24 protein-coding genes are annotated in these 22,977 nt (G+C 70.7%); 4 read left to right on the forward strand and 20 right to left on the reverse strand.

What is annotated here, in order from left to right; all coding sequences use genetic code 11:
* Window positions 1–30: 30 nt before the first annotated feature.
* From mobF to ACY34M_RS41420, 20 genes are all read right to left on the reverse strand, one after another.
* Window positions 31–4,185, reverse strand: a complete 4,155-nt coding sequence (gene mobF / locus ACY34M_RS41325; protein ID WP_462723847.1) for a MobF family relaxase — start codon at window positions 4,183–4,185, stop codon at window positions 31–33.
* A 502-nt stretch (window positions 4,186–4,687) separates the two neighbouring features.
* Entirely contained in the window at window positions 4,688–5,257 is a 570-nt protein-coding gene (locus ACY34M_RS41330; RefSeq protein ID WP_462723848.1) for a Uma2 family endonuclease, read from the reverse strand.
* A gap of 86 nt (window positions 5,258–5,343) precedes the next feature.
* The gene (locus ACY34M_RS41335; protein ID WP_462723849.1) at window positions 5,344–5,955 is read right to left on the reverse strand and encodes a hypothetical protein; all 612 of its coding nucleotides are present in this window, start codon (window positions 5,953–5,955) and stop codon (window positions 5,344–5,346) included.
* A gap of 99 nt (window positions 5,956–6,054) precedes the next feature.
* Entirely contained in the window at window positions 6,055–6,939 is an 885-nt protein-coding gene (locus ACY34M_RS41340) for an HIT domain-containing protein (RefSeq protein WP_462723850.1), read from the reverse strand.
* A gap of 4 nt (window positions 6,940–6,943) precedes the next feature.
* Window positions 6,944–7,255 (reverse strand): hypothetical protein, encoded by a 312-nt coding sequence (locus tag ACY34M_RS41345; RefSeq protein ID WP_462723851.1) that lies wholly within the window; start codon window positions 7,253–7,255, stop codon window positions 6,944–6,946.
* A 154-nt stretch (window positions 7,256–7,409) separates the two neighbouring features.
* Window positions 7,410–7,904: a transcriptional regulator gene (locus ACY34M_RS41350; RefSeq protein WP_462723852.1), complete on the reverse strand. Its 495-nt coding sequence runs from the start codon at window positions 7,902–7,904 to the stop codon at window positions 7,410–7,412.
* A 518-nt stretch (window positions 7,905–8,422) separates the two neighbouring features.
* A complete protein-coding gene (locus tag ACY34M_RS41355; protein ID WP_462723853.1) occupies window positions 8,423–8,731 on the reverse strand; it encodes a hypothetical protein in 309 nt (102 codons plus the stop codon).
* Window positions 8,732–8,745: 14 nt separating this feature from the next.
* The gene (locus ACY34M_RS41360) at window positions 8,746–9,441 is read right to left on the reverse strand and encodes a DUF6919 domain-containing protein (RefSeq protein ID WP_462723854.1); all 696 of its coding nucleotides are present in this window, start codon (window positions 9,439–9,441) and stop codon (window positions 8,746–8,748) included.
* Between the two features lie 2 nt (window positions 9,442–9,443).
* Complete coding sequence (locus ACY34M_RS41365) at window positions 9,444–9,611, reverse strand: pRL2-8 (protein WP_462723855.1); 168 nt, start codon at window positions 9,609–9,611, stop codon at window positions 9,444–9,446.
* A gap of 12 nt (window positions 9,612–9,623) precedes the next feature.
* A complete protein-coding gene (locus ACY34M_RS41370) occupies window positions 9,624–10,124 on the reverse strand; it encodes a hypothetical protein (RefSeq protein WP_462723856.1) in 501 nt (166 codons plus the stop codon).
* Between the two features lie 70 nt (window positions 10,125–10,194).
* Complete coding sequence (locus ACY34M_RS41375) at window positions 10,195–10,440, reverse strand: hypothetical protein (protein WP_462723857.1); 246 nt, start codon at window positions 10,438–10,440, stop codon at window positions 10,195–10,197.
* A gap of 121 nt (window positions 10,441–10,561) precedes the next feature.
* On the reverse strand, window positions 10,562–11,389 hold the full coding sequence (locus tag ACY34M_RS41380) for a DUF4097 family beta strand repeat-containing protein (protein WP_462723858.1): 828 nt from the start codon (window positions 11,387–11,389) through the stop codon (window positions 10,562–10,564).
* Between the two features lie 134 nt (window positions 11,390–11,523).
* Window positions 11,524–11,937: a hypothetical protein gene (locus ACY34M_RS41385; RefSeq protein WP_462723859.1), complete on the reverse strand. Its 414-nt coding sequence runs from the start codon at window positions 11,935–11,937 to the stop codon at window positions 11,524–11,526.
* A 14-nt stretch (window positions 11,938–11,951) separates the two neighbouring features.
* Entirely contained in the window at window positions 11,952–13,079 is a 1,128-nt protein-coding gene (locus ACY34M_RS41390; protein WP_462723860.1) for a hypothetical protein, read from the reverse strand.
* A gap of 199 nt (window positions 13,080–13,278) precedes the next feature.
* Window positions 13,279–15,705 (reverse strand): hypothetical protein, encoded by a 2,427-nt coding sequence (locus ACY34M_RS41395; RefSeq protein ID WP_462723861.1) that lies wholly within the window; start codon window positions 15,703–15,705, stop codon window positions 13,279–13,281.
* 92 nt (window positions 15,706–15,797) lie between these two features.
* Window positions 15,798–16,175: a DUF7739 domain-containing protein gene (locus ACY34M_RS41400; RefSeq protein ID WP_462723862.1), complete on the reverse strand. Its 378-nt coding sequence runs from the start codon at window positions 16,173–16,175 to the stop codon at window positions 15,798–15,800.
* Window positions 16,176–16,177: 2 nt separating this feature from the next.
* The gene (locus tag ACY34M_RS41405) at window positions 16,178–17,614 is read right to left on the reverse strand and encodes a DUF2637 domain-containing protein (protein ID WP_462723863.1); all 1,437 of its coding nucleotides are present in this window, start codon (window positions 17,612–17,614) and stop codon (window positions 16,178–16,180) included.
* A complete protein-coding gene (locus ACY34M_RS41410) occupies window positions 17,611–17,841 on the reverse strand; it encodes a hypothetical protein (RefSeq protein WP_462723864.1) in 231 nt (76 codons plus the stop codon). Before ACY34M_RS41410 ends, ACY34M_RS41405 begins: the two co-directional genes overlap by 4 nt.
* Window positions 17,841–18,113 (reverse strand): hypothetical protein, encoded by a 273-nt coding sequence (locus ACY34M_RS41415; protein ID WP_462723865.1) that lies wholly within the window; start codon window positions 18,111–18,113, stop codon window positions 17,841–17,843. The genes ACY34M_RS41410 and ACY34M_RS41415 overlap by 1 nt, the downstream gene beginning before the upstream one ends.
* Window positions 18,110–18,391 (reverse strand): hypothetical protein, encoded by a 282-nt coding sequence (locus ACY34M_RS41420; RefSeq protein WP_462723866.1) that lies wholly within the window; start codon window positions 18,389–18,391, stop codon window positions 18,110–18,112. The genes ACY34M_RS41415 and ACY34M_RS41420 overlap by 4 nt, the downstream gene beginning before the upstream one ends.
* Window positions 18,392–18,659: 268 nt before the next feature.
* Between ACY34M_RS41420 and ACY34M_RS41425 the strand changes: the two genes are divergently transcribed.
* The 4 genes from ACY34M_RS41425 (at window position 18,660) to ACY34M_RS41440 (ending at window position 22,870) form a co-directional block, all read left to right on the forward strand.
* Entirely contained in the window at window positions 18,660–19,418 is a 759-nt protein-coding gene (locus tag ACY34M_RS41425) for a GntR family transcriptional regulator (RefSeq protein ID WP_462723867.1), read from the forward strand.
* Window positions 19,419–19,425: 7 nt separating this feature from the next.
* On the forward strand, window positions 19,426–19,983 hold the full coding sequence (locus ACY34M_RS41430) for a GNAT family N-acetyltransferase (protein WP_462723868.1): 558 nt from the start codon (window positions 19,426–19,428) through the stop codon (window positions 19,981–19,983).
* 198 nt (window positions 19,984–20,181) lie between these two features.
* Window positions 20,182–21,195 carry a bifunctional DNA primase/polymerase gene (locus ACY34M_RS41435; RefSeq protein ID WP_462723869.1) on the forward strand — a complete coding sequence of 338 codons (1,014 nt, stop codon included), beginning with the start codon at window positions 20,182–20,184 and terminating at the stop codon, window positions 21,193–21,195.
* A 346-nt stretch (window positions 21,196–21,541) separates the two neighbouring features.
* Window positions 21,542–22,870, forward strand: coding sequence for a DNA primase family protein (locus ACY34M_RS41440; protein WP_462723870.1), 1,329 nt, complete (start codon window positions 21,542–21,544; stop codon window positions 22,868–22,870).
* Window positions 22,871–22,977: the final 107 nt, after the last annotated feature.

The following is a 22,977-nucleotide window of genomic DNA, read 5'->3' on the forward strand; positions in this document are numbered from 1 at the left end:
ACCCAGGGCACGACCTAGGGTGCGACCTCGTCACCGGCCCATGCTGGGGCCTCCCCGGGACTGCGTCGGCGCCGGCGGTTCGTACCGGGCGGCGTTGGCCGCGTAGCTGTTGCGGGCCCGCTCCGCCGCCCGTGCCTGCTGCTGACGGGCGCGCTCGACACGGGCCGCGGTCTCCTGCTCGTGCAGCTTCGGGAACTTCTCGGCGATCACCTTGCGCTGCTGCTTCTCGGCGCTGGCGTCGGCCGCGGTGCTGCGGGACGACTCCGCCGCCCGCCTTTGGCTGGCTACGTCCCTCTGCAGCGAGCCGACCCGCTGACCGTTGCGGACGTCGATGCTGTGCCCGTGCGCCTGGGCGACCTTGCGCATCTCGATGAACGCCTCGGAGACCGCCTCCACGTCGCCGGGCACCGGCTTGTTGGCCTTCAGGGTCTCGGCGAATCGGCTCGTGCGCAGCAGGTCCCACGCGTCCTTGAGGGTGTCGCGGGCTGCGACGCTCGCCCGGCTCTGCTCCTGCCACGCCGCGGCCCGCTCGGAGGTCACGGTGTTGGTGAGCTTCTGCCGACCCTTGCGGGTGTTGCCGGTCATCCACAGAGCCACGGTCGACTTCTCGTCGGTCTTGCGGATCTCGGCGAGCCACTTGGTGCGCTCCTCGGCGGTCCGCTTCTGCTCGGCCTCGATGTCCAGCTCGGTGTGCACCGTGGTGAGCAGCTTCTCCGCGTCGTCGAGGAGTTCGCCGACCTCCCCGGCCCACTGCTGGCCCAGCGTGGTGTCTTCGCTCTCGGCCTGCTCGATCCGCTCGACGAGCTTGTCCAGCCGGGCCTCGGTCTCTTCGGCGACGCCGTCCTGCAGCTTGGCCGTGTACAGGCTCGACTGGATCAGCCGGTCCAGTTCGTTGTCGGTGGCGCTCCCGTACTCCCGCGACGTCCACGGCTCGACCTCGCGCTCCTCGCGCATCCGCTGCAGCCGGTCCAGGTGCTCCTCGGTGAGCTGCGGCTCCTCCTGGCGGCGGGCCTCGTCATGGGCTTGGTCGACGCGGGAGGGACGGCGGATCGTGGTCGACTTCGCCCGCGCGGCCGTCGCCATCCTCGACTGCCGAAGCCTGCGGTCGGCCTCCGCCTGCGCCTCCTCGGCGGCAAGGTCGCGCTGCGCCGGGAGCGGCGCCGGGGCCGGCGGCTCGCGCAGCAGGTCGGACACCATGCTGTCCGGCCGCGATTGGCGCAGGAACCGGGCGAACGCGTCGATCGACCTCTCCAGGAGTTCCCGTTCGCTGCGCGCGTCGCCGAGCCGGACGCGGGTCTCCTCGTCCTCGAGGACCGCCAGCGGCAACCACAGGTGGTTCTGCTTCCGGGCCCGGGTGATGCCGGGGTACGTGGCGAACGCGTTCGCGCCGTGCCCGTACATGAGCGAGGTGTTCGTCGTCAGGCCCTGGCTCGCCGCGATCGTCATCGCGTAGCCCAGCGACAGCGCGCCTTTGGCGACCTTGTCGGCCTTCACCCAGCCCGACTCGTAGCGGAAGCCGTCCTCGGCTCCGGCGTCCTTGACCGTCCAGGTGATCTCGACGCTGTGGTCCGGGCGCATCGCGGTGACGACCGCCCGGTAGCCGTTGAGCATGTCCGGGCCCTCGCCGCGGCGGGAGCGGTAGTCGTTCTCCCGCACCCGTACGACGTCGCCCACGGCGAGCGTGATGGTGTCGCCGCCCGCGAGCGCGTACGTGTGCTCGTCGCCGAGTTCGCCGGCGACCCGGCGGATCTGCTGCGCGCCGAGGTTGAGGGCGTTCACGTCCGAGTTCTTCGCGGCGAGCACGACCATGTTCGCGATCAGGTCGTGCGGGTCGGTCCACTCCTGCAGACGCAGTTCGTCCCACGCCATGAGGATCTGGGAGCGGGCGTCCTCGGCGGTGTCGGCAGCGTGCACGCGTCCGTCGGCGGCGAGCATCTGCAGCGCCCGTTCGTGGTTCCCGGTGCGCCATACCTCCAGCGCGGCGCGCTCGGCGGCGTCCTCCTGGCGGCGGTTCTCGGTGAGCGTGAGGCCCCGCACGATCCGGTGGACCTCGCGGAACCAGCCGCCGGGCCCGACCGCCTGCAACTGCAGGTGGTCGCCGATCGCCACCACCTTCGTGCCGGTGCGCGCGGCCTCGGTCATCAGCACGGCCGCCGCGCGGTCGTCGACCATCGTGGACTCGTCGACGACCAGGACGTCGACGCCGCGCAGTCCGTTGCCGCCCTCGATCTCCTGCAGCCAGGCCGCCACGGTGCGCGCCGGGATGCCGGACGCGTCGGTGAGGTTCTTCGCGGCGACCGCGGCGAGCGTCGCGCCGGCGTACGTGGTGCCGGTGGCGTCCCAGGCGATCCGGCACGCCTCCATCAAGGTGGACTTGCCCGCCCCGGCGACGCCGACCAGGGCGTCGATGCCGTGCCCGGCGGTCAGGATGCGGGTCACGGCGTCGCGCTGCTCGGCGGACAACTCGAACCCGGCCGCCAGCTCGAAGATGCCGAGCGCGGCCTGCGCCTGGTGCTCGGTGAGCTGCACCGAGCGGGAGTCGAACCGGTCGAGGGCTTCCTGGATGACCAGGTCCTCGGCGTCGAGGATGTCCTGCGTCGTGTACCGGCTGTTCGACGACATCAGGGTGGAGCCCACCGGCGGCACGTAGACCGCGTAGCCCTCGACCGCCAGGACCTCGTCGCACAGCGTCTCCAGGCGGTCCGCGTCGTCGAGGCCGTACTCCAGGCTGTTGGCGACGGCCGCCAGGAGCTGCGCGCGGGTGAACAGCTTGTCGTTCGCGGTGAGCCCCGTCTTGGGGTCGAACACGACGGCCGCGATGTCGCTGGGCGGCGGGATGCGCGGGCCGCCGCCGGGTCCGTCGAGTCCCGCGCCGCCGTCCGGGCCGGGGCGGCCGGGTGCGGCCTCGGCGACCATCGCGTCGACGTCGTCGACCATCTCCTCGGCGCGCGTGCGCCAGCTGGCGCGCATCTCGGTGGCGTCCGCGTCGAGCTTGTCGCGCTTGGTCTGGGCGCTGACTGTCTTCTTCTCCGCGAGCGACGCGTCGGCGCCGGCCTTCGCGTCGACGAGCGCCGCGCGCCGGGAGAATCCGTCCCGGACCTGCTCGGGAATGCCCACGATCTCCCACGCGCCGGTCCGCTCGTTGCGCTCGCGCCGTACGCCGAACCGCTCGTACGTCAGCGCGCGCACGCGGGCCTTGAACACGGCATCGAGGGCGGAGGCGTGCCGGTACAGGTCGAGGCCGCGGTTGCCGATCGAGCGCCACGCCCCGTCTTCGCAGAGCGCCATGTTGGCGACGGTGACGTGGATGTGCAGGTGCGGGTCGCCGGGTTCTCCGGCCTGGACCGGCCGGGCGCTTTGGTGCTCGACCGACCAGGCGAGCAGGCCGCCGGTCGCCACGCGTACGGGCTCGCCGTCCTTGCTGCTGATGGCGTAGCCGACCCACTTCTCCATCTGCCGGAAGGTGTCGGCCTTGGCCTGGTGGACGATGTCGCGGTACTCCTGCTCGCTGAGCAAGTCCATCAGGCCCTGCAGCACGGAGTCGGACTTCGGCAGGTCGAGGACGACGTCCCAGCCTCGCTGTCGGCTATCGACGCGCAGGCCCAGGTGCTCCCAGGCGCTCGCCAGTTCCTCGGCGTCGTAGATGTCGTCGAGGGAGAGGCCGGCCGCGCGCACGAGCTTGTGGAGGGTGCCGACCTGCAGCCGCGCCTTCTCCCCGTCGTTGGTCACCTTGCGCTGCTGCGCCTCGAACACGCGGAGCTGCTTGGGCTTGCCGTCGAAGAGTTCGGCGGGCGCGACGTCCTTCTCCTCGGCGGCCTTCACGATCGCCTCGACGGCTCGCGCGAGGGTGAGCTGAGCCTTCTCGTGGGTGCGGATCGAGGTGGTGCCCTTGATGAGCCGGGCGCCGGTGCGGGGGTCGCAGCCGTTCATGATGAGGCGGGCCGCGGCCTTGCCGTCCTCGTCGAGCACGGCGCCCTCGACGAGTCCGAGTTCGGCCAGGCCGCTGCCCATCCAGACGAGTTCGGCGCCGCCCTCGGGTCGCAGACGGTAATCGACGACGCGGTCTTCCCCGTCGTCGAGGACGACCGTGTTCGCTCCGTCATCCATCACGACGGCGCACCCGGCCTGCCGCTTGAGCCGGTACTCGACCTGCTCGTCGTCCACGATTTTCGTCACCCAGGCCACGGCCGTGCTCCCCCGTACGAGCGCGCCGCGCGCGCTTTATGCTTTGTGGCCTTTGCCCGGCTATGCCGTGGTTCCCCGACAGGGGAACCGCGTTGGTCCTTGCCCTGCTTTTGATCTTGAACCGTATTCGGTGGAGAACAGGGCAGGTGAGGGGCCAACGAGCAGACAGCCCTATGGCACGTCACTCAATCATCCGAAGAGATCACCTGTCACTGAGGTAATCCTCACTGGACCTTGGCGGGGGTTCCGGTCGATCGGTCGGGGCCTTGGCCGCCCGGATTCCGGGCGGCGGTGAATCCGGGCGGCAGTCACCAACGGTGATCAATGCAGCGACCGGCCGCCGCCTCTTTGGCTGGCTATTCCGCTGGCGGAAATGCTTGCCGGAATGCAGACGGGAGCGCGGGCGGAATGGGCAGCGCGCGGGCGCCGGCCTCTACACTCCAGACACGACGAGACCCCCGGCACTAACCCTGCCGGGGGTCTCGTCGGTGCGTGGGATGAGCTACTGCCGGGCAAGCCCTGCGGGGCTGATCTCGAAGGGGAACGGCCGCTCGATCCGGCCGGTCTCTCCGGCCTGCACAACGGCCTGGTCGACGTACAGACCGCCCGCCGCCAGTTCGCCGAAGTAGATGCGCGGCGCGGGTTCGAGTTCGACCCGCCAGTAGTGAGCGATGCCAGCCGCGGCGTACAGGTGCGGCTTCATCTTCCGGTCGGTGACCCGGGTCGAGGGGCTGGCGATCTCGACCACTGCGAGGACGTCGTGGGCGGCGGTCGTTGCCTCGGCAGTCTCGGCGACGTCCTTGTCGACGATCGCGATGTCTGGGATCAGCAGTCCGTCCGGGACGATGACGTTGACGGCCTCGAAGACCTCGACGGGGGCGCCGGCGGCGTCGGCCGCGGCCTCCAGGAGGTTCGCGAGCCGACGACTGACACGCTGGTGCGGATAGCCGGGGGCCGGGCTCATCATCAGCGAACCCCCGACAAGCTCGATGCGGTTTCGGGTGTCCTCGGGCAGTTGGAGAACGTCCTCCACTGTCCAGGGCCCGGTGTGCTGGTCGTACGCAACGCTCATTTCCCTTCACCTCCTCTTCCGCTCGGCACTGCCAGTGTGACCCGGCCGGGGTGCCGGTGTCTTCTGGCTGGCCGGACGGGGCTGGCTCAGCGGTCGCCCAGGAGCTGCGCGACCATCGGTCCCGCCTCCTCGTTGACCCGGCGGGCGACCTCGTGGACGACCTGCTTGGCCTCCTCGACCAGGCCGCGGCCCTCGGTGTGCTTCGGGGTCGGCAGGTCCCAGCCGGTGGCGGAGATCAGGATGTGCGAGACGGTGAGGACGGCGGGGCGGCCGGGCTTGAGGTCGGGCTCCCAGGGGTGGCGGTACTTGTCGTCGCGGGTGGCGATGTCGTAGCGGGTCGTCCAGTCCTGCCACGGGTGGCGGGGCCGGCGGTCGGCGGGCAGGTCGCTGAACCACAGCGGCACGGAGACCTTGAAGGCGAGCGAGCCGTTGCCCTCCTCGTTCTCGGCCCAGACCGCTTCGATCCCCTGAAGGTCGGGGCGCAGCAGCACGTAGCCGGTCAGCACGGGCGGCGTGGCCACGCGCCAGGCCGCCGCGGCGAACTCCTCCATCGGCAGCGGGGTGCCGGGGGTCTCGTCGTGGAACTCCCCCAGGCGCTGGCTGAGGTAGACGCCGTAGCGGCTGTGGCCGTCGCTGGCGCCGGAGCGGTCGCCGGGCTCGTCCACGGACACGAGGGTCGTGGGGGTCCAGTCGGTCATCGGTTCGGTTCCTCTCTGGAACGGTGCCGGGGCCGCCGGGTGGCGGCCCCGTGGTCCATCTTGGTGGGTTGCTCCGACAGTCCGGACGGACTTCGGGAGTCAGCGGCGCCGGGGCTGCTGGGCGATCGCCAGGGCCTCCTCGACGGCGGTCTGCAGCGTCTCGCGAACGGGAGTCCCGTGGATCTTCGCGACGTAGACGAGGTACCTGTTGCGCTCCGGGTTGGGGCAGTCCGGCGGGGCGCCGAGGACGGCGCGGCCGGTGCTGACGTCCAGCCCAAACTCAACGTTGGTGGTAAATCCTGGCAGCGTCTTCAGGTCGCGCGGGATCCAGTACAGGATCGCGTCGGCCCGCCGGCGGGCGGCGGTCTCCCAGCCGACCTGGTCGTCGTAGTGCTTGGCCCGCTTGCCGCCGCGCGACTCGGGGGTGAGCACGGTCAGCGGCTTGTCGCCGGTCCACCGTGCGGCGAGTTCCGCGATGGCGGCCGGGCGCCAGGACTCGACGCCGTCTCCGGCGCGCGGGGTGGGCCCTGCGAGGAAGACCGCGCGCGTGCCGGTGGGGATGTCCTCCCGGGCGTAGACGACGTTCACCTTGTCCGCGGGCTCGGCGTCCTGCTCCGCCTTCGCCTTGGCGGCCTCCTGCTGCGGCGTCCAGGGCAGCGGCAGGCCGTCGCCGCCGCTGCGGGGCACCACGTGGATGTGCAGGTGGTAGACGCTCTGGGTGGCTGCCGCGCCCTTCGAGGTGATGATGTTCGCGTCCGGGAGTTCGGCCATCAGCTCGGCGGCGCACGCCATGGTGCGGGCGGACACCGCCGGGTCGACACCGGCGTCGGCGACGTGGGTGCGCGGGATGACCAGGACGTGACCGTCGTTGACGCCGCCGCGCGGACGGATCGCGAGGACATCGTCCCATTCGCGTACGACGGTGGCCGGCGCCTCCCCGGCCGCGATGGCGCAGAACACGCAGGTGCGGGTCTCGGTGTTCATCAGCTCAGCTCTCCTCAAAGCGGGCGACGGCGCAGTCGTGGCAGAGCGCCATGCGCTCGTGGTCGTCCTCGGGGTACAGGGCCTCGGTGAACGGGTCGTTCATGACGCGCACGTCCGGCTTCTTGTTGCCGCACTCCTGGCAGGTGAGGAGGTGGTCGAGCCCTTCGAGCGCGCGGTCGATGTGCTCGCCGGTCTTGTCGGTGACGTACGCCTTCGCCTCGTCGAGCTGCTCGACGGCCAGGTCAGCCTTCTCGTGGCCGACCTCGGTGAGCGACACAGCGATGGTGCCGATGACGTCGTCGACCGCGCCTAGCACCCCGTTGGCCGGGTTGCACGGTCCAGGCCGATCTTCACGATGGCGAGGGCGGCGGCGAGTTCCTCGTCGAGCGGGAGCTTCGAGGTGCTGTCCACTAGGGTCCTTCCGGGGTGAGCTGCGGATTATCTAGCTGGATTGCTGGTGTGTGGCCTGGTCAGAGCGCCGCGATCAGGAGCGCGGCGACGCCGAGGAACAGGTGGTGGAAGCTCTGGTCGAGCGCGTAGGCGCCGGTGCCGAGGGTCGGCGCGTACCCGCCCTCGGAGGTCACGGGGTGCGCCGGGTGGGCGGGCGTGCCGAGGGACAGGAACTCCGTCTTGCCGGTGACCTTGGCGAGCCAGGCGAGGGTGCTGCGCCGGTCCGCCCACCAGTGGGTCGCGGCGTCGACACCGAGGCCGGCCACCACGCCGGTGACCGTGACGGGGACGTCGAGGGCCAGGACCACGCCCGCGAGGGCGATGCCCTTCGTGATCGTCAGTCCGATGACGTGCAGGGTGCAGGCGATCCGACCGGCCCGGCTGGACTGGCCCGGGGTGCGGTCGTTCTCGCCCTTGTGGGCCGCCTGGTGGGAGGTCTGGACCCAGTGGTCGCCCACGGAGTGCGCGATGAACAGCGCGACGAACACGGCGGCGAACACGGCTGCTGCGGTCATGGGTGCTGATCTCCTTCGCGGTTTCCCGCTGTCGTTTCCGCTGTCTTTCTCGCTTGCGATAATTAGATGATGCAGACTCCGAGTCTGCATGTCTAGGGGTTCGCAGACTCCGAGTCTGCATAAGTCGTGTCTGTGCTGGTCAGGCCCCTAAAACTTCTCGCGATCCGGCGGCCCGTTCCGCTCCCTCGGCTCGCATCCGGCGTGACGTGCGCCTCACCCGAGTGGGACGAAGGGCCTTCGCGGCGTCCTCCGGAGGGGGAGGGGTAGAAAGGACGGACGCGTCCGCGCCCGGCACCCCCGGGTGCGGGCCCCTGCGGAGCGCGCGTTCACCGGCACCGCCCGCTCGGCCGCTGGGCGGCCTCCCGTGCGGCGCCGGGCGCGCTCCGCCGCCTGCCGCACGTCACGCGCCCCTTTGGACGTACGGAGCCCCGCTGAGCGCTGCGGCTCGGCGGGGCTCCTTGATGCCACCCAAAGCGGGGGGCGGGCGTCGCGGGCTGCGCTGGTCGGCCGGGCGCGGGTCAGACCTGGACGGGCTCCGGCTCCTCCTCGGCGGCGACCTCGTCCTGCTCCTGGTCGTCGTCGACCGCCGGGTACTCGACGAGTTCGCGGTGCAGGCCCTTCTCGACCCGCGCGGCGTCGAGGTAGCGCAGGGCCTCGTCCTCGTCGAGCTGGAGCTGCCGGACGAAGGCCAGGGCGATCAGGTCCTCGGGCGCGGCCTTGATCGGGCCGGGCCGGTTGAGGATCCGCCGGCGCTCGCACTCGCTGATGAGGTGGCGGGCCATGCGCATCAGGTGGATGTGCCGGCGCCGAGTCGAGGTCTTGAACATGTCGTCTCCCGGGGTCAGTTGTTCTCGGCGGTGCGGGCCTGGTCGAAGATGGCGGCGGCCTCGTCCTCGAGGAAGACGATCGGCTTGCCGGAGGCCCACGGGTCGTCGTCGTCCTGGCGGCGCTGGCCGGTGAGGAAGTCGAGCAGGACCCACAGGCGCTCGCCGTCGCGGCCGAACTCGGGGGCGGCGATGGTCAGGAAGACCGCGCCCGCGAGGTCGTCGAACGCGTCCTTGCTGATGACCGGCCACATGGTGCGCATGTCGCGGTAGTCGAGCGTGCCGCCGAATCCGGTGTACGGCTCGCCGTCGCGGGTCGTGACGACCATCTGCTCGCCGACCGTGTTCGTCGCCGGGTCGTGCACGGTGACGTCCAGGCCGCAGACGCGGGCGGCGTCCAGGAGCCGGTAGTACAGGGCGCGGTCGGTGACGAAGCCCTCGACCGCGGCGCGCTGCTCCCACCACAGCCCGTCCGCGCCGGTGCCGTTCTCGCCGGGCTGCGAGCCCACGGTGAGGAATCCGGCCCGGTTGAGCGCGGCGAGGGTGGGGACCAGGTGCGCGGTCTCCTCGTCGGGCCCGTAGTTGGGCTGGTAGCCGGGCCAGGAGGCGATGGTGCCCTCCAGCCACTGGGCCATCAGCGCGCCGAGGTCGGCGACGGTCTTCGCGGACTTCCAGGCCCGCCGGTCGGCGCGGCTCATCCAGGGCAGTCGCATGGTCAGCTCCCCACGATCATGTTGCCGTGGCCGTTGTTCATGTGGTCGACGCACTCCGGGCAGTCCTCGCGCGGCTTGAGGTGCCTGTGCGCCTCCTTCGAGGCGTACGCGTGGAACCAGCACTGCCGGCACTCTCCGGCCGGGGGGTTGAGGGCCTTCTGGCTCGCCATCACGGTCTCCGCTCAGTGGTTGACGGTGGTGTTGGACCGGCCGAAGCCGCGGTTGTTGTTCGTGACGTGCGTGGTGTTCTGGATCGTCGTGCGGCTCGCGGCGGCACCGCCAAGCCGGAGCAGCAGCAGGGAGAAGAAGATGAAGGCGGCAGTGCCGACGCCGAGTCCGGCGGCGGCGCTGACGATCTGGCCCGCTCCCCAGCCGACGCCCGCGCCGAGGACGCCGCCGGCCGCGATGCGCTGGGCCTTGGGGTCGAACAGCGGCTGCGGGGTGAGGTCGCGCGGCGCCATCGGCTGCATGGGGGCCGGGGCCTGGGACTTGCGCATCGGAACCATCTGTCCGTACGCGTCGGGCACCCAGACGACCGGCTCGCGCTCGGCGTACAGCTCGACGTCGGCGGCCTGGAAGGCGACGGGCATCCTGTAGAGGGGCGCCGTCTCGTACGGGGCGGGGTGGTACGGCTGCACCGTGGCCTCGGTGCGCGGTGTCTCGGGGGCGCTCTCGTAGCTCACGGACAACCTCTCTCTGGATCGGTGGGGCAGGGGCCGGCCCCCGGCGGGGGAGTCCGGGGGCCGGGGCTGATCAGCCCTGCTGGCGGTACTTCTTGGTGCGCCGCAGGACGTGGTCGCGGCTGAAGCCGGTGGCCTCGACGACGTCGAGCTGCAGCGCGTTGCCCGCGTCCAGCTCGGCGGCGATGTCCTTCCACATCGCCTCGTCGGCTGTGGCCTTCGCCTTCTCCGCGTCCTCGTGCGCCTGGTCCCGGGTCTTCTTCAGGTCGGTGATCCGGGCCTTGGCGGCGGTGCGGGCTTCTTCGGTGGGCTTGGCCATGACTGGCTCCGTCTCGGATTCGAGGGACTATGGGTGCTCCCCCCGCTGCCGTTCGGAGCGGGATCAGGGGCCCGGGGCGGCCGGTGAGTTTGGCGACTGTGGCGGTCGCCCCGGGGCGGAACTACCAGACCCGGCCGTTGTGGGTCGACGTCTTGAGGTCGAGGTGACCGGCGCCGCGCACCCGGATGTTGCCGTTGTGCGTGCGGGCGGCGAGACGGCCGGAGGCGGCCGGGGTCGCGCTGATCGTGACGTCGCCGTTGTGGGTGCGGGCGGAGCCGCGGCGGCCGTTGTAGGCGCCGATGGTGATCGAGCCGTTGTGCGTGCTCGCCTCCAGCTCCGCCTCGACGCGGTCGACCAGGACCGAGCCGTTGTGGGTCTCGGCCTCCAGGACCTTCACGCCGCCCGCCTGCAGCGAGCCGTTGCGGGCGTCGAAGCGGATGGCCTCCAGGTCGCCGCGCACGGTCGTCTCGGCGTTCTTCGTGCTCACCGCGAGCGAGGAGCCGGTGGGCAGGACGACGTCGACGGTGATGGTGGCGGCCGGGCCGCCGACCATGGCGCCCTGCTGCACGACGACCTGGCCGTTGGAGACGATGCGCTGGCCGCCGACCCAGATGTCGCCGCCGCTGATGGTCATGCCGGTCATCGAGCCGGTGTTCACGATGCCGCCGCCGAAGCTGAAGGTGTTGCCGCCGACCTGGACGACGGTGCCGCTGCCGCTGATGCCGCCGGCCATGTCGTCGGGGACGGAGACCGTGAGCTTGTTGCCGTGCTCGGTGAACTTGGTGTCGTTCACCGCGTCGGCGACGGGGCCCTCGTCGGCGGCGGTGTGCACGGTGACCGTGGCGTGGGCGGCCTTCGGGTTGACGTGCACGTTGATCTGTCCGTTGGAGACGGCCAGGTCCAGCTCGACCGGACCGGCGGCGGCGGTGTGCATCTTCTGGGTGCTCAAGGTGGTCTCCTCTGCGGTTTCCCGCTGTCGTTTCCGCTTGCTTTCTCGCTTGCGGTAATTCAATGATGCAGACTCGGGGTCTGCATGTCTAGCGTTTCGCAGACTCTCGGTCTGCCTTTTTACTTCGGAGCAGGTCAGAAGGGGGGCGGGGTCGGGATCTGGGCGCCCGGGATGGTGGCGTGGGTGGCCTGGCCGATCTGCCAGTTGGCCTCGTGGGTGGCCCGCCATGCGTCGTCGAGCCGGTCGGCGAGGGTCTCCTGTCCGAGGCCGCGGGCGTGGGTGGCGAGCGCTTCGAGGTAGAGCGCGATGTCGTGGGTCTCGGCGTGCGCGACCACCAGGCCGGGCTGGAAGCCGAGCTGCTCGTCGATGTTCTTCACGCCGGTCATGTGCGCGGGCAGGTTCTCGTTGCGCTGGCGGACGGTCTCCTTGGCGAGGATCCGGGTGACCTCGTCGTGGGTGTCGCAGGCCCAGCCCTTCTTGGGCCGCCGGATCGGGTGCCAGTCCTCGCGGGCGAGGGCCGCGCGTACCTGCTTGAGGAACTCCTTCATGGTGTTTCTCCTGGTCAGTCGCGGATGATCTGGGTCTGGTCGCCGTTCGTGACGTTCTGCACGACGGAGTTGTTCTCGCCGCTGATGTGCACGCCGGAGGTCGATCCGCCGGCCGCGCGCACGGCGCGGGTCGCGGCGTCGACCGCGCCGCGTACGGCGGCGGCCTCCTTCGCGGTGAGCGGGCGGCCGGGGCCGATGCCCTTGCCGGTCCGCACGTTGACCTGCTGGCCGTCGCCGACGACCTGGACGACGCCGGTGATCTGGCCGCCCTGGATGTTCTGGACGCCGGTGTTCACCGCGCGGCGGGGGGCGGGGGCGGTGGTCTTCGCCGCGCGCTTCGCGGCCGTGGTGCCGGTGGCGCCGGCGCCCTTGCCCTCGCGGACCCGGGCGGCCTTCTTCTCGGCGGCCTCCATCGCCGCGGCGGCCGGGCCCTTGCATTCGGTGCACGGGATCGAGATGCCGGAGCCGGTGATCCGGCCGGAGTCCTCGCAGACCAGGCACTTGGGGCCCTTCTTCGGGTCCTCCATGCCGTACGCCTTGCGGTAGGCGGAGAGCGGCGGGGTCTTCGGCGGCTCCGGTTCGCGCTGCTTCTTCTGCTTCTTGACGGGCTCGACGCCTCCGGCCTGCCATGCCCAGGCGGCGCGGATTCCGGCGGCGACGGGGCGCATGGCCTGCTTGACCGCCGTCTTCTTGGCCTTGCGGACTTTGCTGCGGACTTTCGCCTTGGCCTTGTTCTTCGCGTATTTCGCGACGTACTTCGCGGCCTGGGTGAGTTCCTTCTGGTAGTCGATCGGCGGCGGAGGCTCCTCGCCGAATCCGGCGTCGATCAGCCACAGCCAATCGGTCTCCGGCTGTCCGGCCTGCAGTCGGCAGTACGCCTCCCAGTGGCCGAAGGGAATACGGGGCTCTGCCCAGATGTGGCCGGCCGGGCACTGCGCCTGCAGCATCACGTCGACACCGGTCTGGTAGCCGAAGCGCAGACCCTCGTCCGCGCCGCAGATCGGGCAGTCGAGGACGGTCGGCACCCAGGCCGTGCGGAACGTGGCCTCGGGGTCCTCGACGAGGTAGCGGAAGCGGCGCTCGAAGGCGAGGAACAGTGATCCGTTGTCCGGTGAGAGGGGCTGCCACGGCTCGATCGGCATTTCGGACTCCTATGGATCTTCCGGGCGGAACAGGGGGCGGGACGGTCAAGGAACGTGCAGGTCAGGCGGCCGGAACAGGGGCGGAACCTGGGGGCCGGGGGCGGAACCTTGTTCCGGGCTCGGGCCGGTGTTCCGGGCCGGTTCCGGAGGTGTTCCGCCCCTCTGACCTGCGTGTTCCTGGGGCGTTCCGGGGGCTTGATCAGCCCTCGGCGGCCTCCTCGTCGGTCTCGCCGAGGATCTTCTTCAGGTCGCGCAGCGCGTAGCCGCGCACGGTGCCCTTGGCGCCCTTCACGCGGATCTTGTCCTTGGTCCAGGACAGGCCGTGGGGTTCCAGCACCGCCTTGAAGACGTGCGCGAGCAGCTCGTCCTCGGTGATGGTCGTGTCCTCTTCGCCGTCCTCGCCGGGCACGACCAGGCGCTCGCTGGTCCAGGTGTCGGGGTCGGCCTCGGCGAGGGCCTCGAACAGCATCGGGGCGGTCATGCCGCTGACCTCGGCGTTGCGGTACAGCTCGCGGATCTGCTTCATGAGGACCAGGCCGGTGGCGGCGGACTCCTCCTCCTGGTCCTCGTCGTCGAGGGCGAAGATGTCGTCGCGGATCAGGTCGCCGACGTTGCGGATCGCGACGAACCGGGCGCTGGCGTCGTCCAGCTCGGGGCGGCCGGCCTTCACGCGCTCCTCGGCTCGGCGCAGTGCCTCGTCGTCGTCGGTGATGCAGGCCCGGTAGGGGATGGGCTCGCAGTAGTCGCCGCCCGCCAGGACGTAGCAGACGGAGGCGTCGTTGATGGCGTTGCCCATTGCGGGCAGCAGCCGGTCGGGGCGCCAGCCCTGGGCCATCGCGCCGCCCCCGGCGATGAGCTTGATGTCGTCGACATCGCAGGCGCACATGACCTGGACGGGCAGCTCGGAGAGCCAGGCGTTCTTGCCGACGCGGTCGCTGGTGACGGCCTGGGTGGCGACGACGAGGGTGACGTCCGACTTCGCCGAGGTGAGGGCGAGCTGCTGCACGAGGGCGTCGAGCCGGAGCGGCTTCTCCTCGAACTCGTCTTCCGGCTCGGGGATGTACTCCTGCTTCGATGCCGTGACCAGGGCGGGGAATTCGTCGATGACGACGGTGATTCCGGGCCGCTCACGGCTGGATTCCCAGTTCAGGCCCATGCCGAAGCGGTCGAACAGGGCCGGGCGGCGCATTCCGATGGCCAGCGCCCATTCCAGGACCCGGCGGGCGTCGGCCGTGGTGCAGGCGACCGCGTCCATCACCTTGCGGTACGGGCCGAATCCCGAACCGTAGGAGCCGAGGTCGATTCCGATGACAATGCGGTCGTCGGTGCTGGTCAGCGCGTCGAGAATGGCACGCAGCACGGTCGACTTACCCGAGCGGGACTTTCCGACGACGCACGCATTCGTGCGCTTGAGCGGCAGCGCGAGGGAGCGTCCGCCCATGTCAGCGCCGATCTGCGCCTTGTGCATGTCGTTGGTCGTCACCGAGTTCGGCTTGCGGTACGGCAGCTCGGGGACGGCCCGCCACGGGTCCTCGCCGGGGATGCGCAGGGTGCACTCGTTGCGGGCGGCGGCGGACTGCTGCAGCAGGATCGAGTTCGTGCGCACGCCGGGCAGGCACGACTCCAGCAGGGCGAGGCTGGAGTTCAGCTTCTCCGGGGTCTCGCGGTTGAGCACCACCTCGACTTCGAAGCCCCACGGGTGCGGCTTGACCCGCAGCGCGTACACCTTGACGCCGCAGTCCTCGGTGAGCGCCTGCTGCAGCATGTTCTCGAAGGCGCGCGGGGTCATGCCCAGCTCGAAGCGCTCGGGCACACCGGACTCAGAGCGCTCCAGGGCCTCCAGCTCCTCGGGCGCCAGGTCCGGCGTCTTGCCCACGCGGGCGAAGACGACGGCGTTGATGAGAAGGCCGGCGGCCAGGCCGGGCACGCCCTCCATGATGATCCCGGTGACGTCGATACCGGCCAGCGGCAGGTACGAGGCGGCGGCGCGCTGCGCGAACTTCTTCTTCGCGGTCTCGGCGGCGGCGCTCGCCTGGACCAGGGCCATGCTGGCGTCCTGCGCCGCCTTCTCCGACGCCTTCTTCTTGACGTCCCGGTTCATGATGGCGAAGCGCGCGGCCCGTGCCGCCTTCGCGGCGTCGTCGGCCGTCATCTCTGCACGGGCCTTGGCCGCGTCGGCGGTCATGCCCTCGATGCCGCGCACCCAGCGGTGGACCCGCTTCGGGCCGCGCAGCGTGGCGGGCACCATGCCCAGCGGCGTGACCTGCCGCGACACCCAGCGGCGGGCCTTGCGGCGGGCGACGCGCTGCAGGTAGACCCGGCGGGCCTTACGGCCTTCCTTCGTCCGGAGCAGCGGGTTGATCCACGGCTTGTCGCCCTCGGGGTCCTCGCCCAGCTCCCAGGCCACGGCCGGGAGGACCTTGCCCTCCAGGACCTCCGGCTCGGTCGTCTTCGTGAGGTCGACCGTGGTGGTCGCGGTCTCGCCACCCAAAGCGGGGGCGGAGTCGTCGGACTCGGGGCCGGCGCCCGGGTGCGGCTGCTCGAGGACGGCGGTCGCACCCGGCAGGTACGAGACGGTGGCCAGTTCGCCCTCGTCGAGGTTCGCGGTGGTCGGCTGCTCCGTCATGCTGGTGCTTCTCCTTCGGGAGGAGCGGGGCCCTCGGCGGCGACTGTGGTAGGGAGGCGCCTTGGGCCCCGCGGTTTTCGGGGGGAGGTAGATCAGGCAGTTGCGGGGGAGGAGCCCTCGACCGTCCAGGTCCACGACTCACCGACCGCTGCAGCACGGGCGGCGGCGTCGGCCAGGGCGCGGGCGAGGGTGGCGACCGCGGGCTTGGTGCGCGGGATGCGGGCGACCTTGAGGAGCTGCTCGGCGAGCTGGGCGGACTCGTCGGCCGGGAAGGTCCGGTCGGCCGGCGCCTCCAGGAGCGCGACGAGCGGGGCGATCGTCTTGCGGTCGAAGTAGGAGACCGAGTTCTCCGCGTACGGGGCCAGCCCGGCGAGGGCCTTGATCGGGTGCCGGTCCTGGCCGAAGAAGTCAGCGCCGTGCGAGGTGATCACGTGCGGCTCGGCGTCGTTGATGGCGTGCTTCCGGGTCATGGTCAGGCCCCCTTCGCGGTGTCGGCGTCGCCGTCGATCAGCCGGAGCTTGCGCTCGGACACGACCCGGTCCCGCAGCCACATGCCGTCCTCGCGCCGGATCTTCAGCGCCCTCGCGAACGCTGCCGCCGAGATCGGCTTGCCCTCGGCGACGAGGTCGTTCGCGACGGCGTGGGCCTGGGGGAGCAGGGCCTCCAGCTCCTGTTCCGAGCGACCCTTCCGGCCGGTGTTCCCGCCAGCGTTCCGGCTGTCGTTCCCGCTTCCGTTTCCGCTGGCCTTTTCGTCAGCGTTGCCGCTGCCGTCGGAAGATCGCCCAGAACCGTACGACCCAATTCCCGCTTGGCCTCCAGGCCCCTCAGCGGCCCCGCTGCGGGCACCGATCGAAACGAGCGGACCGAGGACCGGAGCGGCTTCCGCGAGGCCCTTGGAGAGGGGGCTGTGGAGTCCGGCGAGCAGGCCCGCGCGGATCAGGTCGGGGCGGGACTCCTCGGCGACCCGGAACGCCTCGCCGACCTTGAGACGGGCGGCGGTGGCGTCTGCGTAGAGCGTCGGCGTCATGCCCAGCTCGGTGCCGTACTCGATCTCCCACGCCGCCGCGAACGCGTCGGCCTCGGTGAGCGTCCCGTACGGCGCGGCCGACCACAGCCGGTCCGCCTTCTTCGTGACCTTGCGGTGGTGACGGCGGCGCTTGCGGTCGTGGCGCCGGCGCTTCTTCGCCTCGCGCCGCTGCTCCCGGGTCGGGCCCTCGGAGCCGTGGGTCTTCAGGTCCCAGATGAAGAAGGCGAACAGCGAGGAGCCGCCGAACACGCACGCCACCCACAGCGGCGCGATCTCCGACCAGTGCCAGAAGTTGATCCCGGCCGCGACCGCCGAGGTCAGCCACCCGGCGAGCCGGTACTTCCAGGTCTCGCGGCCCTTGGCCTCCGCTTCCTTGCCGAGGAAGACGATCGCCCAGGCGCCGCCCTCCAGCATCGAGGCGAGCAGTACGGCCAGGGCGCCCATGACGCCGTTGCCCGCGAGCGCGCCGACCTGCGAGAGCACGGCGGGGATCACGGCGGCGACCATCACGTACGCGACGAACACGGTCGCCGGGTTCTGGTTGAGCCAGCCCAACACCTTCGCGCGCTGCGCCTTGCGGGCGGCCTTGGCCCTGTCCTTCTCCGCCTGCCGCTGCCGCTTGTCCTGCAGCTCCTGGCGGCGCTTGGCCTCGGCGTCCTTGCGGGCCTTCTCCGCAGCGGCCTCCTCGTCGAGGCGCTTCTGCTCGGCCTTGGCCCGCTCGTCCTCGCGCTTCTGCTCCGCCGCGAGCTGGTCGGCTTTGCGCTTCTCCTCGGCGGCGATGCGCTGCGCTTCGAGCTGCGCCTCGATCCGCATCTTCTTGTCGGCGCGGTCCTGCTCGCGCTCGGCGGCGCGGTCCTCGCGCATGTCCTGGCGGTAGCTCACTTCGCCCCCTTCGAGTTGGTCACCGCGGCTGCGATGAGGACCCCGCCGTACACGACGGCGAAGCGGTAGGCGGTGTCGAGGACGCTGTGCGTCTCGTGCCAGCCGCCGATCGCGGCCCAGGTCCCGCACGCGGCGGCGACCAGGTCCCGCAGGTTCATCCAGCCGCGCAGCGTCAGGCGGCTCGGGCGGGTCGTCTTGACCGTGGTCTTGGAGATCGTGGTGGCCATCAGGCAGCCGCTCCCATCCGGTGGCCGGCCGACCGGCGGGCGCCCGCGCTCGCGGCCGGGGCCGTGGTCGCGTACGTCGCGTGGGTGGTCAGCAGGGTGTCGACGGCGATGACGGCGACGGCGACCAGGAGGAGGCCGACGCGGGAGAGGGGGGACAGCTCGATCCCGACCAGCCACCCGCCACCGGCCAGCGCCGCGACCATGCGCAGGCGACCGAGGAGCAGGGGCAGCAGGGAGAGCACGAAGGCGAAGCGGGCGTCGACGGTGATCACGCGGCCACCGCCTTCGGGAAGGTGACGCGCGCCCGGCGGCGGGACAGGGCCGTCACGTTCGCGGTGAGGTTCCGGTAGTACAGGGCGTTCTCGGCGTCGATCGCGGAGCCGGAGGGGTCGGTGACCTCCTCGACGAACTCCGCGAAGTCCTCCAGGTCGGCGGGGCCCGGGACGAAGACCTTCGGGGCCGGCGCTTTCACGGGCTGCTCGAAGCCCATCGCCACCTCGGCGAACTCGGCGGCGGTAACGATCCTCTGACCAGCAACGATGGTGTTCATGTGGGGTCGTGTTCCTCTCGTTGGGACGGCCTCCGGCGGCTCTCTCGGCGGTCCTGGCAGATCACCCGAGGGGGCCGCTTTGGCATAGGAATGCCCGGCCTTACGTGGCTCGCTTCCCGCAGTTAGGTACATAACTTTGGGGCGATGACCATGACCGTACGGAGTTGGGTGGGCACAAGTCAAGAGTTACGTACCCAACTCATTCGCCACGGGAGAAACACGCGAGAAGTTATGTACCTAAGCCGGTTTTCTAGGTACCCTTCACGCCATGACTTCGACGAGGGGTGATCGACGCGTGACCGCGCGGTCGATCGCAGACGAACTACGGGAGCAGATCAGGTCTGGGGAATTGCCCCCCGGCTCGGTCCTCCCCACCAGCCGCGAGCTGGCAGAACTCAAGGGCGTGACCGCCAAGACCGTGAGCGCCGGATACGACATCCTCAAGACCGAGGGCCTCGTCATCGGCGAGCAGGGCGGGCGCCGGCGGGTCCGCGCGGACCGGCCCATCACCTGGAACCTCACCAAGTTCGAGCGGGGCCAGCGCCGGGACTCCTCGGTCATGGACGACTGGTCCACCGCCATCAAGGAGGCCGGGCGCATCCCGGCTCAGCATGTGACCGTGTGTCGTGAGCCCGCGACGGCCGAGGTCGCCGGATGGCTCCAGGTCGACACCGGCGCCGAGGTCGTGAGGCGCGTTCGGATGCGCACCGTCGACGACCGCCCCTTCCAACTCTCCACCAGTTGGTTCCCCGCCCACGTGGCCTTCGGGACCCCCTTGGAGCAGGAGGGCGACGTCTCCATGCCCGGCGGCATCCTCAAGTCGATCGGACACCCGCAGACCGCAGTCCGCGACGAGATCACGATCCGGATGCCGAGCCCCGACGAGACCGACGCTCTCGAACTCCCGCCGGGCACCCCGATCGCACAGCACGTCCGCATCGGGTTCGGCGAGGCCGGCCCCGTCCGCGTCATGAAGACGATCGCCCCCGGCGACCGGCACATGCTCGTCTACGAGATGGAAATCTGAGCCCCAAGTGACCTACCGCATCTGCCCGGCCAGTGTCTCTGACGTCCCCGCCCTCATGGCCCTCCGCACGGAGGCCGAAGGCTGGCTCCCCAGCGTGGGCACGGACCAGTGGTCCGACCCCGAAACTGGAGGGCGAGCCATCGCCAGGTGGCACGAGACGATCGACGACGGCCGGGCCTGGGTCCTCCTCAACGACGAGGCCACCATCATCGGGACCGTGAGCCGCGGCCCCGCCGACCGCGACTTCTGGCACGACGAGGACCGTCCCGAGACCGGGTTCTACCTCTACAAGCTCATCACCAGCCGCAGCGTCGCAGGACTCGGCGTCGGCAGTCTCGTGCTCGACTGGGCATGCAGAGTCGCCGCCCTCGAAGGCCGGGAGTGGTTGCGGATCGACTGCTGGCGCACCAACACCGGACTTCAGCGGTACTACGAGGACCTGGGATTCAAGCACGTGCGCACTGAGACCCCTCCCCACCGCAAGTCCGGGTGGATCGCACAGCGCCCCAGCTCCCTGATCACCAGCCTCGACGCCGCCCTGGTGCCCGGCCCCTCGCCCCAATGACCACCGGACTTTTCCTGACCTCAAGATCCCGATTCAGGACAGAAGCGGCCAGAGCGGAATTTACGAGCTGCCCGATTTGGCGATCAAGAGGCAGGATTGGCCCCTAAACGCAAAAGGCGCCCCGGCCAGGGCGCCTCAGCGGTACTGCAAGGCCGGGATAGCAGCCCGGCGAAGTTCGAGCGATAGGAGCGCTCACCCATGAGGGTACGAGAGTCTTCCCGCCTGGCGCCACATGCGCTGAGCCACAATCCGGATAGTTTCCGGACTCTTCGGGCTAAGTTGCTCGCGTCCGCGTTGCACTACGCGGGACGCGGGATGTATGTCCACCCGCTGCTCGTCGGCGACAAGGCACCGCTCTGGTCGAGCTGGGAGACCCGCGCGACGCGCGACCCCGAGCTTATCGAGCGGACGTGGTCTCGGGCCCCCTTCAACATCGGCGTCGCCTGCGGTCCCTCCGGGTTGATCGCGGTCGACCTCGACGTCCCGCACGAGGACGACGCACCGCCGCCCGCCGAGTTCGCCGAGGCCGGGGTCGTCGACGGCAGCACGATGCTCGCCGCGCTCGTCGAGCGCACCCCCGGAGCCGAGATCGCGCCGACCATGACCGTGCGCACCCCGAGCGGCGGGCGCCACCTCATCTACCGGGCCCCGGCCGACCTCCGGGTCCGCAACACCGCTCGGACCATCGGGTGGCAGATCGACACCCGCGCCGCCGGTGGCTACGTGGTGGGGATCGGGTCCGTCGTCGACGGCAAGCCGTACGTCCTGGAGAACGGCATCGCCGAGCCTGCGGTCCTGCCGGACTGGCTGCTGACCCTGATCACCACTGCGCCGGAGCCACCCAAAGCGGGGGGGCGTGTGAGCCGGGCTGAGATCGACGCCCGGCTGCAGGCCCTGAGCATCGGCGGCACCCGCGAGGAGCGGTGGGCGACCGGCATCCTGCGCTCGGAGTGCAGCGAGCTGGCGGCGATGACCCCGAACTCCGGGCGCAACGACCGGCTCAACAAGGCGGCGTACCGCGCGGGGCAGCTCGTCGCCGCCGGCCTCCTGGACCAGGCCGTCGCCGAGGAGGAGCTGACCGCGGCCGCGACGGCGGCCGGGCTCGGCACCGAGTACGCGCACGAGATCGAGAAGACCCTGAACTCGGGTATGCGCGCGGGCCTGAAGCGTCCGCGCTACATGCCGACCGCCCACCGCGGCGGTGCCGCGTGAGAGGACGAGACGTTAACCGCACCGAGTACGTACACATCCCCTCGGCACTGATGAAGGCCCCGGCGACGTTGGCGCGTCCCGGGGCCGGGCACCCGAGGAGTACGACTCGAATGCGTTCCGGTTCTACCTGCTCAACCGCGGTTGTGTCGCGCGTTGCTGCCAGCGTTTCCGCTGGCGGTAATGCTGGCCGGATCGGGGGTGCCGCATGAGCGTCCCGGCAGCGCGCGACGCCGCGCCCGATGACGACATGTGGGCTGGCTCCTCCGTCCCGACGACGACCGAGCGTCCCCGCCGGCCTCGGCGCCCTCGACCCTCACAGTCGATCCAGCACCGTGGCCAACTGCGGATGGCTGAGCGGTTCATCGAGGAGCACGGCGACAAGCTCCGGTTCGTCCACGGCCTGGGCTGGCACGAGTGGGACGGTGCTCGCTGGCTGCTCGACGAGCAGCGCGTCGACATGGCGTACGCCGTGAAGACGGTGAAGCACGCGCTGCAGGCCCTGGAGGACATGAGCGGCGACGAGCGCGACGACCTGTACAAGGACGTCCGCAAGTCCGAGTCCGCCTCCGGCCTGGAGGGACTGCTGAAGATCGCCTCGTCTCTCGCGCCGATCAGCACGGCCTCCAAGGCCCTGGACGCGGACCCGTACAAGTTCAACACCCCCGAGGGCACGGTCCACCTCACCGCGGGAACCGTCGACCCGTGCGTGCGCGAGGACCTGATCACCAAGGTCGCGGGCGCAGCGATGCCGGAGGAGGACGACGGCGAGGTCGCCGGCGCCCAGGAGTGGGAGCAGTTCCTCGAACGCATCCTGCCGGACCCCGAGGTCCGGGCCTTCGTCCAGCGCCTGTTCGGGTACGCGATGCTCGGGAAGGTCACCGAGCACGTCATGCCGATCTTCACCGGCACGGGCGCGAACGGTAAGGGCACGCTGCGCGACGCCCTGATGGCTGCCTTCGGGGATTACGCGATCGAGGTGGACCCGGCGATCCTCATGGAGTCGAAGCACGAGCGGCACGGCGCCTTCAAGATGCGGCTGCGGGGCGCCCGGCTGACGTTCTGCTCCGAGACGGAGAAGGGCAAGCGGTTCGCCGAGGCCACCATGAAGCGCCTGGTCGGTGGTGACCCGATCGAGGCGAACCTCATGCACAAGAACCCGATCACCTTCGACCCGTCGCACACCCTCATCATGCTGACGAACCACCTGCCGCTCGTCTCCGGCGACGACCCGGCCGTGTGGCGGCGCATCCTGGTCGTCCCGTTCGACGTCGTGATCCCGGAGGAGGAGCGCGACGGCGGCCTGCCCGACCGGCTGAAGAAGGCCGCGCCCGCAGTCCTGGAGTGGGCGTACGAGGGCTGGCACCAGTACATGGAGAAGGGGCTCGCGCCGCCGGAGATCGTCCGCATCAAGACCCAGGAGTACAAGGCGTCGAGCGACGTCCTCGGCCGGTTCGTCGACGAACGCACCATCGCCTCGCCCCACGCGGTTGTGTCCGCCCGTGAGCTGTTCAACGCGTGGACCGGCTGGTGTCACGCGAGCGGTGAGCAAGCCTGCAGCGAGGTCGAGTTCGCCAAGTCGATGACTGCCCGAGGGTGGGAGAAGAAGCGGACCGGCGCGGGCTACGTCTACCGCGGTCTCATGCTCGCGGGCGACGATCCCGAGGACGGCGAGTAGCCACCACGGCCACCCTGCACTCAGCTCCACCTCCGCCCTGCACGGGACCCCCGTGCAGGGCGGTTTCGTGTAGGGACCCAAAACGCTCTGACCTGCGAAAGTGCAGG

This window comes from Streptomyces sp. EDA2-14, assembly GCF_054963755.1.

Bases quoted from the DNA above. Each gene is read 5' to 3' on its own strand.
- ACY34M_RS41425 (WP_462723867.1), top strand. From the start codon at position 18,660: ATGACTTCGACGAGGGGTGATCGACGCGTGACCGCGCGGTCGATCGCA.
- ACY34M_RS41355 (WP_462723853.1), bottom strand. From the start codon at position 8,731: ATGTTCAAGACCTCGACTCGGCGCCGGCACATCCACCTGATGCGCATG.
- ACY34M_RS41340 (WP_462723850.1), bottom strand. From the start codon at position 6,939: ATGAACACCGAGACCCGCACCTGCGTGTTCTGCGCCATCGCGGCCGGG.
- ACY34M_RS41395 (WP_462723861.1), bottom strand. From the start codon at position 15,705: ATGACGGAGCAGCCGACCACCGCGAACCTCGACGAGGGCGAACTGGCC.
- ACY34M_RS41330 (WP_462723848.1), bottom strand. From the start codon at position 5,257: ATGAGCGTTGCGTACGACCAGCACACCGGGCCCTGGACAGTGGAGGAC.
- ACY34M_RS41435 (WP_462723869.1), top strand. From the start codon at position 20,182: ATGAGGGTACGAGAGTCTTCCCGCCTGGCGCCACATGCGCTGAGCCAC.
- ACY34M_RS41365 (WP_462723855.1), bottom strand. From the start codon at position 9,611: ATGGCGAGCCAGAAGGCCCTCAACCCCCCGGCCGGAGAGTGCCGGCAG.
- ACY34M_RS41440 (WP_462723870.1), top strand. From the start codon at position 21,542: ATGGCTGAGCGGTTCATCGAGGAGCACGGCGACAAGCTCCGGTTCGTC.
- ACY34M_RS41385 (WP_462723859.1), bottom strand. From the start codon at position 11,937: ATGAAGGAGTTCCTCAAGCAGGTACGCGCGGCCCTCGCCCGCGAGGAC.
- ACY34M_RS41390 (WP_462723860.1), bottom strand. From the start codon at position 13,079: ATGCCGATCGAGCCGTGGCAGCCCCTCTCACCGGACAACGGATCACTG.
- ACY34M_RS41335 (WP_462723849.1), bottom strand. From the start codon at position 5,955: ATGACCGACTGGACCCCCACGACCCTCGTGTCCGTGGACGAGCCCGGC.
- ACY34M_RS41410 (WP_462723864.1), bottom strand. From the start codon at position 17,841: ATGGCCACCACGATCTCCAAGACCACGGTCAAGACGACCCGCCCGAGC.
- ACY34M_RS41400 (WP_462723862.1), bottom strand. From the start codon at position 16,175: ATGACCCGGAAGCACGCCATCAACGACGCCGAGCCGCACGTGATCACC.
- ACY34M_RS41350 (WP_462723852.1), bottom strand. From the start codon at position 7,904: ATGACCGCAGCAGCCGTGTTCGCCGCCGTGTTCGTCGCGCTGTTCATC.
- ACY34M_RS41420 (WP_462723866.1), bottom strand. From the start codon at position 18,391: ATGAACACCATCGTTGCTGGTCAGAGGATCGTTACCGCCGCCGAGTTC.
- ACY34M_RS41375 (WP_462723857.1), bottom strand. From the start codon at position 10,440: ATGGCCAAGCCCACCGAAGAAGCCCGCACCGCCGCCAAGGCCCGGATC.
- ACY34M_RS41360 (WP_462723854.1), bottom strand. From the start codon at position 9,441: ATGCGACTGCCCTGGATGAGCCGCGCCGACCGGCGGGCCTGGAAGTCC.